The sequence below is a fragment of the Budvicia aquatica DSM 5075 = ATCC 35567 genome, assembly GCF_000427805.1.
Taxonomy (GTDB): Bacteria; Pseudomonadota; Gammaproteobacteria; order Enterobacterales; family Enterobacteriaceae; genus Budvicia; species Budvicia aquatica.
On the sequence record NZ_KE386589.1, the window covers coordinates 24,587 to 35,521 of the forward strand.

The 10,935-nt window shown below is 51.8% G+C and carries 9 protein-coding genes; all 9 read right to left on the reverse strand.

Annotated features, from left to right (window positions below):
• Positions 1–505: 505 nt before the first annotated feature.
• Entirely contained in the window at positions 506–1,696 is a 1,191-nt protein-coding gene (locus YWE_RS32220) for a hypothetical protein (protein ID WP_029096923.1), read from the reverse strand.
• On the reverse strand, positions 1,696–2,094 hold the full coding sequence (locus YWE_RS0125180) for a hypothetical protein (RefSeq protein WP_029096924.1): 399 nt from the start codon (positions 2,092–2,094) through the stop codon (positions 1,696–1,698). The genes YWE_RS32220 and YWE_RS0125180 overlap by 1 nt, the downstream gene beginning before the upstream one ends.
• A 100-nt stretch (positions 2,095–2,194) precedes the next feature.
• Complete coding sequence (locus tag YWE_RS0125185; protein ID WP_029096925.1) at positions 2,195–2,431, reverse strand: hypothetical protein; 237 nt, start codon at positions 2,429–2,431, stop codon at positions 2,195–2,197.
• Between the two features lie 34 nt (positions 2,432–2,465).
• Positions 2,466–3,443 carry a hypothetical protein gene (locus YWE_RS0125190; RefSeq protein WP_154661467.1) on the reverse strand — a complete coding sequence of 326 codons (978 nt, stop codon included), beginning with the start codon at positions 3,441–3,443 and terminating at the stop codon, positions 2,466–2,468.
• A gap of 269 nt (positions 3,444–3,712) precedes the next feature.
• A complete protein-coding gene (locus YWE_RS29305; RefSeq protein ID WP_029096927.1) occupies positions 3,713–4,690 on the reverse strand; it encodes a hypothetical protein in 978 nt (325 codons plus the stop codon).
• Positions 4,691–4,966: 276 nt separating this feature from the next.
• Positions 4,967–5,878 carry a SinI family autotransporter-associated protein gene (locus YWE_RS0125200; protein ID WP_051323583.1) on the reverse strand — a complete coding sequence of 304 codons (912 nt, stop codon included), beginning with the start codon at positions 5,876–5,878 and terminating at the stop codon, positions 4,967–4,969.
• 220 nt (positions 5,879–6,098) lie between these two features.
• Complete coding sequence (locus tag YWE_RS0125205; protein WP_051323584.1) at positions 6,099–7,046, reverse strand: SinI family autotransporter-associated protein; 948 nt, start codon at positions 7,044–7,046, stop codon at positions 6,099–6,101.
• Between the two features lie 134 nt (positions 7,047–7,180).
• Complete coding sequence (locus tag YWE_RS0125210) at positions 7,181–9,460, reverse strand: inverse autotransporter beta domain-containing protein (protein ID WP_029096930.1); 2,280 nt, start codon at positions 9,458–9,460, stop codon at positions 7,181–7,183.
• A 1,017-nt stretch (positions 9,461–10,477) separates the two neighbouring features.
• Positions 10,478–10,935 (reverse strand): MFS transporter (locus YWE_RS0125220; RefSeq protein ID WP_029096931.1); only part of this gene is annotated, 458 nt, incomplete at its 5' end.

Here is a 10,935-nt window from a genome sequence, read left to right on the forward strand (position 1 = left end):
CCGTGTATCGGCACTGGGGGATTAGTCTGCGCCGCTATCGCAGGGCCGAGTGCAAGCCCCATGGACAACACCAGGCAGACGGCACTTAATTGTGGAAAACCCGNATGGACAAAAGAGCACTGCGATAGAGTTCTATTTTTCATAAGTCAACGTCCTGTATTGGTACTGTACAATCCTAAAAACGCGGTGAACATGGCATAAAGGTCCAGTCTGATTGAAATAACACGGTGAGTTTGGCCTGAACCAGAACAGCGCCTCCGTGCAACGATAAAATGATACCCACCGAATTACCGTGCTTACTAACCCGTGTCTTTATGTTGCAATAAGGACTCGTCGGGCGCTGCTGAAATTTAGGTAAGTGTTTGTTAACAAGCCAGTAAATTCGGTACAACATCAGCCAATCTCTGGCATATGATTTATTTCATCAAACCTACCAACTAGNTGCCTAAAGGGGCGAGCAATTCAAAGGCAATAGAATCTTCCTTAAAATATTAAAAGCTAAAATTTAAAGGGCCCTGGAACAAGCAATATAGAAGTTGGCGGTCGGATCGCTGCTGCTCAGGCGTCCAGGGTAGAGGTAGCGGCCGAGGCTGACGATGTGCCAAGAGCTAAAATACGGCTCAAGGGCCCAATAGTAGCTGTTGACCCAACCGGAACCAAACGTATCCATACCCCCCCACTGACTCCAAAGCCCAGCGACTGGAGCCCGCGTTCCTAGGTTGTTATATGTCGCATTTGTCATAGTGCTGTAGGGTGGTATGCTATAACCACTTCCTAAACTAGTACAATAAGTGTCGGCGCCAGCCGCTGTTCCTGTTACTTTCCCTTCATTGACAAACCACCTCCCAAGCGTGATGCCCAAGGTATGCTTATCGTTGCTGTCGCTTTTGTTGGTCGCTACGATGTTTAACGATTTGTNGGCCGTGGTTGCCGTTCCGATAAACGTTATCGTTCCGATCGAGTCTACCTTCGCCCACGCCTTGTTGCCCGTTTCAGTGTAGGTGTAGTTGCTGTTGGCTGCCGCATCAACTCCGTTCATGTACAGCTGGAACTTAGCCCCCACAAATCCCGTCGTCGGAAATCCGCTATTCCACGCGAAGGTATGNNCATTGACNNGAATGACAGGCGGTGGCGGAATGTTCACTATGACCCGATATGTGGGCGACGCGAAGTCTGTTGGTATACCCGATGTGGTCGGTATGCCCGTCAGCGACGTGGCAATGACCGGCGCCGTTGCCTGCACTGTCAGTACCGTGTTGTGCGCAAAATTTGTGGCAAAGGTTTGATTGAGCTGGGTCGCTGTGAGTGGTGTTCCTCCCGGCCCCTTCCACGTCCACACCGCGCCCGATGGCGCAACGCTCAAGCCCAACGTTCCCGACGTTCCCCGCGCATCGCCATCCGCATCCGTGAATATGGACCCAGGCACAGGAGTGAACGTAAACTCGTTCGGCTTCTTGGCCCCTGACACCAGGGCATTGTCAACAACGATGAGGGTGACACCAGGCACCCCCGGCATTTGTAATGTCAACGTTCCCGTCGCCGTTGGGGCTCGACCGTGTATCGGGATACTCGGGTCAGTCAGCTTCGCCATCACCGGACTTATCACCAGTCCCCATGATAAGACTAAAATAGACAAGGTGACGAGGCTAGGCCGAATCCACGTGAGTCGATGAAGTGGTTTTGGGATATTCTCCATTATTTACGCCCTTTATTATTCTTTTTCTCAATTAACTCACTCACCGCCGTGAGGTCGGCCAGATTATCTGCGGTCATCAAGGCCCCTGTCGCCCAGGCTTGTAACGAGATTAACTCGTCAACTACGTCCATATGCCGTTGAACTTGACGGCTAAGCCCATAAGCAACCATTAACGCCCCCGCGCTAACAGCAGAAAACACCACCAAAAAACCCACGTCCAACCCATAAAAACCTACCCATGCGCCACTCAGCACCAAAAAAAGCAGCATCACCACCACACACATCCGGTCAATCCGGTTCAAAAAAACCACCCTCATCCGGTGATAATCCACACCCCGGCTAATCTCAGCCAACTGCGTGTGCCACGCCTTGTTCAGCGAATCAGACTTCCCGACCATGAATGGCACCTCCCAGCAGACGTTGACTCTCAGCACATCACCGACACAGACGTCCCCATTCAGTTACTCGCCCCTATGGGCAGTAATTGTCTACGTCATGTCAGGACGTAATCGCCTTGCGAAAACTGATAACGTAATAATGGTCATATTCAACCTTGCGACCCAACAAGCCTGACGTTTTTTGAATACCAATCGTGTCTACCCGGTGAAACTCCCACCCCTGGTAGGCCCATTCATTGACCACATTCTCCAAATATTCCGCAGCCAGACCACTTCGATTATCTTTAGCCTTAATCGTTATTGTTGGCGGGACTTGAACCATTTTGTACTTGTACATCACCGTTATCCTTGTACCTGTCTGCCGGATGGAATTATCTGACCAGTTCCCCCATCGTACTGACAAGCGCATCTTGATGCGCTCGGTTCACTGTCCCGTCCAGCACCGCCGCCAAGTCACTGTCGGCTACCCCCATCGTCTTATCCACCTGACGCACGGTCTCACCCTCCTTGACCGACAGCTCAAGCGTATGTGTGCTCACTTCGGGAATGCCTTCAGCCGACACCCCCCAGGTGATAACCTCTGTCGCATTAACCAACGAGACCGGTTGTTTAAGCTTATCCAACATAACGCGAGCCACATCAATTTGACTCTGGGCATACACAATATCCGCCTCATGGCGCGCCTGCCCACCCACCTCACACTCCGTCAATCCTCGTTCGACCTCTTCAGGCGTCAAAATGACGGCTAACACAAACAAAACCGGTGCCTCACACACGTCAATGTTATCCGTATCGGTCGCCAGTCCAGAGGCCGTCACCACCTGGGTCACCGCCTTCAGCGCCGCCTGAGCCTCTGCCACCTGTTTTTTCGTTGCCTGCGTGGTGGTCAGGTAAGTACGGCCCTCTTGGCTGTCGAAGAACGCATTCACCGCATCCAAGCGTAAGTGGTGAGCAGGGGAATCCTTGACTAATGCTTTGTAGTGCGCCAAATCACCGCTCGCCTGAAGTTGCTCAAAGACCCATCGGGCCGTCGGTAAAGTTTGCTGGGCCTGCTGATGTATTTTCTTATCCAGCAAGCTCTGCTTAAATTGCTCACTGTCCGCCAGACGACCCTGATGACGCTCGACCCAGGCAGCCCATTGCGAGGTAAATAACGCCTGAGTCTCCTTAGTCGACAAGTCACATCGGTATTCTACCGTGGTCGTTTTGCCGCCAGCAGAGCCCGTCTTATCCGAGTTTTCTCTCTGCGACCAGGTCGTTTTGTCACAGGCTGGGCGCTTATCCAGCACGTCACCCCACGTCATCGCTGCCTGACCTTTCGGACTGGCCTGAGATGAAGGTATCGCCACGCTCGCCGGCAATGGCTGAGACCGGACCGTGTTCAGGTCGCGCTGGTTATCACAGGACGCCAGCCATAACGCGGGCACCGCCAGCACCCAAGCGTGTTTTATACGAGTACGCAATCCTTTCTCCCTTATTGGCTCTTAACCTGTTTTTAATATTAAGTCGGTGTTTAATGATGCGTTTATACTGAATGCTGAGTCTGCTTTTCATCAGCCCTTATCCGAGCGCATCACACATCACCCTCAGTACAAGGCTGGTCAATACATCTCGACCGCTAAAGCGCTCGCGCACACGTCACAAGATACTTGCTACTCTCAGGCACCCAGTAGAAGCTTCCCCCCACCAGACCAACCATCTCTCGAGTATTAGCCTGAACCTTCGCGCCCCAGTAGTTATCTAACTGCCAGCCGGAACGATACAAGGCCATCGTTCCCCATTCATTCCATAATTTGCCGTTAGCGTCGCGCAGCGAGGGCGAACCCACGGACGTAGCCGTCATCATCACCGCATCAGGCACGGCAAAGCCATCCCCCTGAGACTGACACCAGGCGATGGCCGCAGGCGCTGTCATTTTTTCGGCTTTCGCATTGATAAACCAGCGGTTAATCGTCAACGTGAGGGTCTGTGGTGTACCGCCCGTGATGGGGGTGGCCGTCACCGTCACAGACCGGGTCTGCGGTGTAGGTGTACCGGTAAACGTGACGGTTCCTGCGGTGTCCACACCCACCCAGTTCTGGTTACTGTGCCACTGGTACTGAGTATTATCCTCAGGGTCACGACCATTCATTAGCACCTGAAACGTCGCCCCCACAAAACCGGTCTGAGGGAAATACCCATTGACTGGAAATATCTTACCGCTGACCAGTACCGTGGCAATATCGCCCGGCGTGCTACTGGCAAGGATAGGTTCTACCGGTACCATCATTGACACCGGCGGTGTCGGTACGACCTCACCAGAAACAGCGGATGACGTGACCGGCATCACCGGTGTTGCCACTGGCGGAGCTTGCACCACCACAGGTGCTATGGCTGACGAAGTCTGCACCGCCAACGGCTCATCGGTGATAGTCAGCCTTGCCTGTGGTGGTGGTTGAACGTCAGCCTGTACACCGGCAGAGAAAGACGCCATCACCATCACGAAGAGGGCGCTAACCGCTGGTCGGGAGACGGGGGTATTGCGTTGCCGCGTTGTTGTCATTTGCTGTTCCCTTTTCACGTTAAACTGGGTGTTCATTGCTTTTCTTGCCAACATGTTTGGATAATCCTGTCAGTCAGCACGCGTTAAAATGCTTGATAATCACGCAATCACTGGCCCAAAGCGACAAGCTAACGTTATCGTTTTGGGTCAGTGTTTATCGTCGTCTTGAGTGATAAAGTCCCAATGACGCACGCTCATTCGTTCAATAAGGGCAGGTTAGTGCGTTGTGATGCACTAACCTGCCTTGATGTGGCATTCAGTTGCTTGTCATGCTGGAGACAAAAAACCGACTACCGCGTGGCATCCCTGCCACGCTCACGACCTAAAAAATTATGGCTTCTGCACGTAATCCACTAACAGACCGAAGCCCTGAACACCATCATCCGAACCAGAAATCACCTTGCCGGAGGTATTTGTCGGCACAAGGAAGTTAGCATCTGGGTTGAACAAGGTGGCTGGCGCCGCAGTCGCTGTTGTCGCACTGGTGCCTGTCAGTTTCCACTTGTAGTTAACCGTACCAGTCAGGTCTGTCGTGCCATCAGACGCGAACAGTTTGAACTGGTAGGTTGAACCGACTTTCAGCTTAGTGCCTGAACCAATCAGGTTGGTATTGGTTACATCACCGGCCAATATAATCTTCGGTATCAGACCAGTACCAGGTGCAACAGGACCCACAGGCACGTCAGTCGAACCATCCGTATTGCCCCCCGGCTCACCGTCAGGTCCTGTTCCAAACGTACCCGCCGTGCCGACATCATTATAGGTAATGGTATGACCGGTTCTGCGGTCACCCGTCAGAGATTGTTCAGTGATAATGGCTTTAATTTTGGCGCCCACAGCCCCATCTGGAACAATAATGGCACTGGTGCCGCTGCCGCTGCCATCAGTGCCGCTGGCCAAGCTATTGGTCGCGCCAGTGATAGCCACTGGGGTACCAGTACCGTTACCCGGGACGTAGTACCACTGTACCGTGGTGTTGGAATCATCCGTATCCCCATCCGTATCGGTATACTTATAGGTCATGGTGATGGTGTCGCCCGTTTTCAGGTTGACCGGGTCACTGGCCGTAAAGTCGACGGAGTGAGCGCCACCACCTGCCGATTTCAATACAGGAATTTCACCACGGATAGTGTCGGTAGAACCGGTCACTGCCGCATAGACGCTGGTCATGGTACCCGCGGCAATCATCATCGCTAGGGCGATTTTCTTTAATGTGAATGTACGTGTCTTCATTGTTTTCATCTTCTGCTTTCCTTATTAGTCCTTTATGCACAAATACTCTGCGTACTATGCGGTTGTTTTACGGGCCAAGTTGTCCCGCGTGTGTGCTGCACTTTGACATCAACACCTTACTGCCTTGCGATACCCTGCTTATTTATCCATCAACCTGAATATCACGAACCTGAATCACGGACTTTTATTGTTGGCTCAGGCTGATTCACCCGCCCTGAATAAAACGCCCTCAGTTAAACACCACCGCCAAACCGAACCCTTGGTCACCTGACGCTGCGCCAGAGCCCGACGCACCGTTCACCGGCACGGTATATTGGTCTGTCGTCACGCCAGTGGCGTGAGCAGTTAACGTGGTGGGTGCGCCGCTACCCGCAGCCGTCACGTTACTGCCATTGAGCGTCCAGCTTATCGAGCTGAGGTGAGGGGTAACGTCCTCTTCGCCCGCATCCCAGACGCCATTGCCGTTAGTATCACGCCAAGCCCTAAACAGGTAAGTCTCACTCACCATCGGATGATGACCCGTGGTCCGCGAATAATCTGTTGCTCCGCCACCCGCCACCGGGTTATCCGCCCGTCGATATATCCCACCCACGATGTCACCGGCACCCGAGCCCATCACTATCGGCCCAGGTAACGATGCCGTACCGCCCCCACCACCGGAATTCGTCCCTTTACTGGTATCCAGCACCAGAATGGCCTGCTGACCTCGACGCGGAATACCGGTTTTCGACTGTTCCCAGATTTCTACTTTGATGGCGGCAGCACCCAGCGCCTGAGACGGGATAGTGATAGTCGAGGTTCCCGGCGTACTGCCATCAGCCGGCACACTGCTGGTTGGCGCTATCGTCACGTCGTCACCACCACCGGCGGGAGCGTAACTCCACACCACCGTCGGCAACGAATCATCCTCATCCCCGTCAGGGTCATCATGACGGTAGGTTAAGACCACCGTGTCACCCGTTGACATCACGTCAGTCCTTGCATAGGTCCCGCTAAAGTCCACGGCGTGCGTGGTATTATTGGATGGCGCCACTAACACGGGCAAGACACCCCCCACCGCCGTCGTGGTGGGCGTGCTGTCTGCCCAGGCTGACCCCATTAGGCTCAGAGCGACTCCCACCCCGACAGCCAACTTCGTCAGGGCGGTGGCCCGCGGTGTTCTACGTTGAGTTTTCATTCTATATCCCTGTATGCCCGACAGAACCACCACTAGCGATACGTATTTCCACTGACCTGCGTTGCCCACACAGTCTCTTGAGCGACAACGCCGAGACGGCTTATCTGTGTGACTTATCGAATTAATGACTATCATCAGTACATCACCTTTAGACCAAAGCCCTGATCACCACACGTCACACCACTGTTACTGTTGGCATGAGTGCGCGGGGTAAAGGTATAGCCGGTCACGCCGGTATCATGGTCGGTCAGCGTGACGTCACACCCAGCCGCACTGGCATTACCATCCAGCGCCCAGCGCAATGTCTCTGGCGCGAACGTACTGGTAATGTCCTGATTGGCCGCATTAAACAGCTTCAGCGTATAAGTCACGCCTACCGTCGGACTGGCTTGCGTCACCAGTATGTCATTGCCGTTCGGGTCCAAAATCTCAGCCCGCAACCCAGACTGTTGGCTAAACACCATCTCCCGTGGCGCAGTTTTGCCATAACGCCCCAAGTCAGCCACGATACTAAAGCGACCCACCAGAGTGCTGACCACTTCACGGATGTAATACGTCATCCCGTCGCGGACTTCAGTTCGGTCACTCTTGACGCTGACACACGGTACCGGCACATTCTGGGTGTCATTGGTACAGATATCATTGACGGTCAGCACCGCACCCGTATCCAAGTTGGTCACTATCCAGGTCGGTTTAACCAACGCCGGATCATTCATCACCACCCCGTCATGGTTGGTGATGTAAGTCACCAATTGAATGGCATCGGCAGCCAGACCAGAGGCTTGTTTGCTGGCCGCCCCCTCAACATCCAGCCGACTCTGACGCTGCTGGCCGACGACGATATCCACCTCATTGGAAGTCACTTGCTTGCCTTTCTCATTGGTTAAGGTGATGGACAACCGATAACGGTTGGTCGCCGTGGCAGCCGAGTCCCAGACCGGCAGGGTAATCTGCCATCCCTGCGTATTGGTGCTGCCAGCGGTCGGTGTGATGGACAGCGGGATAACGTCCCCATTCCAGTTCACCGCGGTGACCTTGTACTTGCTGCGCACCAAAGGCTGCATCAGGTAGGTATCGCCTTCCAGCAAATCCATCGGCACCGCCGCCAAATCAACCTCTAACGCGCCAGCCTTCTCTTTGTATTCCAAAACGATGTCGTAATTACGGTCAACCATATCGTAACGACTGCCCCGCAGACTGCGGGCCACGGCCACCTGGTCTGGGTCAAGCTGTTTCGACAGTGGCGTACCCAGTTGATAACTCAATATCAAATCGGCCTTATCTTCATTCTTGCCGCTCTGGCCTTCTTTATGGCTCAGCTTCAGCGTCACCAACGGCACCGGGGTATAATCCACCCCCACGGTGACCGCGCTAGGGTCCGATTGCAGATTGTCTTTACCAAACAGCGCCACTTCATCCCCGAAGTACTGCTCATACACCACCGACGCCCCCAGGTGCGGGTAGGACGGCAGGTAACCCTGAGCACGGACATCAAAGCCTTTGGCTGGGCGTTCTAAATAATCATCAAAGTCTTTAGAGTCTTTCCAGCGACTCAGCGGATAGTAGTAGTTAGCCGCGAACTTCAGGTTATCGGTCCACAACTCACCGCCCACACCACCTCGGGTATGATTACGGCTGATATCTTGGTCCAGGAAGGTGTTTCCTCCCCACATCCAGTCACCCTCATCAAAGCGCACACCCACCCCCAGGTTGCCGATAGTTCGACCATCCTGACCGTGAATACCCACCTGAGAGAAAATCACCATGCTGTCAGTGTCATACCACGGCGTCAGCAATGAGCCGGAACTGCCTTTCAGGCTGCCTTCGTCATCGACGGTGATATTGACCTGCGCTTTACCAAACTTGCCCAGAAAATCCTGAGCTTGCTGCTGGACCGGATTCAACACTTCGGCTTTGGCTTTGTTCTTTGCCCAGCTCTCAACCTGTGTCTGTGCCTGGTCGCCGGTCATGTTGTTCCAGTCCTGACTACCCACTGACTGGGCCATCCCGGCGGCTTTCATTTCCATGGCGGAGGCGGGCATCCGGCCATCCTTATCGGCTTTGGGTAATGGGTCATTACCCATCCCCATTTCCGGTAGGTTATTCACATATAAACCCGTATTGTCTACCACCGGTAACAACGGAGAGGTGGCTGGCAACAGCAGGCTTTCACCGGCCTTCATGGACTCTCGACGGTCAATGCCCCCTTTATTCAGGGCCCGTAATTCAGCGACCGTCATGCCGCTTTGCAGGGCTAATTGATACAGGCTGCTGTTGGTGGGGAGGGTGTAAAGGCGGGTAGCCAACTCAGGCTCGGGGACGCCACGCCCGCCGACCTCGGCCGCCATCACGCTACCACTCCCCATCAGCAATAAGGCGATAACCGAAAGACGCATTGTTATTGTTATTTTCATTGTTCCATTCCCTTGCGCCGAACGCGCTGTCCTGATGAAGTGGCTAAGATATATACCCTGAGCGACAACACCCAATCCAATATCACCTGCAATCAAATTGGTCTAAAAAATAAAATGAACGATTTGACACAATCAAATGAAAATATTATTGCCGACCTACCTGAATTTATTATCTCGAAACTCACCCCCAGAAATAAATACATAAAACCAGCGCAATAATCCATACGAAAATTAATTAAAAACTTATTTAAAGTGATCTAGCTCACTTTAATGAAAATAAAAAAACCGATTAAAACAACTGTTACAAATATTCAGAAAAATAATGAAAGCCGTAGATGGATTTATTAATGCCGATTATACAGAGGAAAACAACACAAGCAACTTTAGATCGTATTTATATGTAATCACGAAATATTTCACCACTTAATATGTTTAAACTAACTATTAGCAGGTTAATTGTTCATGAAACAACGCTTTTCCAGCGCCTAAGATCGACAATAAGATAATGTACAGAATTTAAAACCTATGGGTTACACTTATAAATCACCTTAATATCCATAAAATTAAAATGGATATTAATAGCGACATTTTAGCCAATGAACTTATTGAGGTAAAATCAAGACCGGACGTTGATAAAATAATCACCTAGCTTTAAAAATGAAGAAACACAGTAATACCCATAAAAATATACAGGGTGATTTCAGTTAATTTATGAATAGGAAATAAATAAAAATTGAGCTTTAATTCTAACTCAGTGTAGTAAAACTCACTGAGTTGGTGACTGACCTGTCCTTCATTTAATGCCATCTTATTTTTAACCGATTTCACTTTCTGAGTTCGAGTTGGGAAACCGTCATCTTAACGCCAAAACTCCCCCGACAACGCGCAAGAACCGTCGCGATACCCGGTAACGTACCGACTATCGTGACTGTAAAATGGCGGTGTACCGACAGCCCAAATTTGAAGCTAACAATAATAAGGGAACGGAAGCACTTTTCGTTCCCTTTCTTCAAATGTCTATTCTCTTGAGGTTATGGGCGTTTCCCGCACAAACCAGGACAAAATAAGGAAGACGCAGACAAAGCCAATTAGCGTATTGAAACCAAATCCAATCCCGTAAGTTTCCGACAGTAATCCGACCAGCCAGCCGGCAAATGCACCGCCAAGGCCTGAGGCGACATAGATAAGTCCCATCATACTTCCGCTTTTATCCGTCATGCGGGTACCGATAGCTGATGCGGTTGGAAACAGGACTGACATCGCAAATCCAAAGGCCATAAAGGCATAGATCCACTCATACACCATCATCCGGCTGATAATCAGGGTTACCAGAGATAATGCGGAGAATAGAATTAGCGTATTGCGTTCGCCTAAACGAATGTTAATAAAGCCACCGATAAAACGGCCGATGGTAAACAACACCGCAAAGCTGGCAATAACATAGGCTCCGGTTGCCGTTTTTTCTGCCACCGTGG

Excerpts from the sequence above, each read along its gene's own strand:
- YWE_RS0125180 (WP_029096924.1), bottom strand. The coding sequence starts at position 2,094 with ATGGTCGGGAAGTCTGATTCGCTGAACAAGGCGTGGCACACGCAGTTG.
- YWE_RS0125185 (WP_029096925.1), bottom strand. The coding sequence starts at position 2,431 with ATGTACAAGTACAAAATGGTTCAAGTCCCGCCAACAATAACGATTAAG.
- YWE_RS29305 (WP_029096927.1), bottom strand. The coding sequence starts at position 4,690 with ATGTTGGCAAGAAAAGCAATGAACACCCAGTTTAACGTGAAAAGGGAA.
- YWE_RS0125200 (WP_051323583.1), bottom strand. The coding sequence starts at position 5,878 with ATGAAAACAATGAAGACACGTACATTCACATTAAAGAAAATCGCCCTA.
- YWE_RS0125205 (WP_051323584.1), bottom strand. The coding sequence starts at position 7,046 with ATGAAAACTCAACGTAGAACACCGCGGGCCACCGCCCTGACGAAGTTG.
- YWE_RS0125210 (WP_029096930.1), bottom strand. The coding sequence starts at position 9,460 with ATGAAAATAACAATAACAATGCGTCTTTCGGTTATCGCCTTATTGCTG.